The sequence below is a fragment of the Enterobacter sp. ENT03 genome (genome assembly GCF_019218745.1).
In the GTDB taxonomy this organism is placed as follows: domain Bacteria; phylum Pseudomonadota; class Gammaproteobacteria; order Enterobacterales; family Enterobacteriaceae; genus Enterobacter_D.
The window spans coordinates 1-261 of record NZ_JAHUXA010000061.1; the positions used below are offsets into that span (position 1 = coordinate 1).

A 261-nucleotide genomic window follows, 5' to 3' on the forward strand; every position below is an offset into this window, starting at 1 on the left:
AAAGACGTGGAGAAAAATTTCTGGCAGACTGTTTGTAAAGGCACGATGAGGTCTCTTCTGTATTGTTAGCGCAACCAGTAGATCACACTTCATCGTGCTTTTCATTTTTCTGGGGAACCCTCAGCCCTTGGGGAGTGTACAGTCCGGGGACATGGTAGACAGGTGTTCGGGGACATGGTGAACACTTTTTAACATCCTTTACCCATGGTGATCGACTTTTTCTTCAGGTCGATCACCCCCACTTTCGTGCTGTACCACCAC

Annotated in this window: 1 protein-coding gene; it reads right to left on the bottom strand. The window is 47.9% G+C overall.

Annotated features, from left to right (window positions below):
* Window positions 1-188: 188 nt before the first annotated feature.
* On the bottom strand, window positions 189-261 hold a 73-nt coding region (locus KW828_RS22035; protein WP_225614602.1), incomplete at its 5' end, for a hypothetical protein.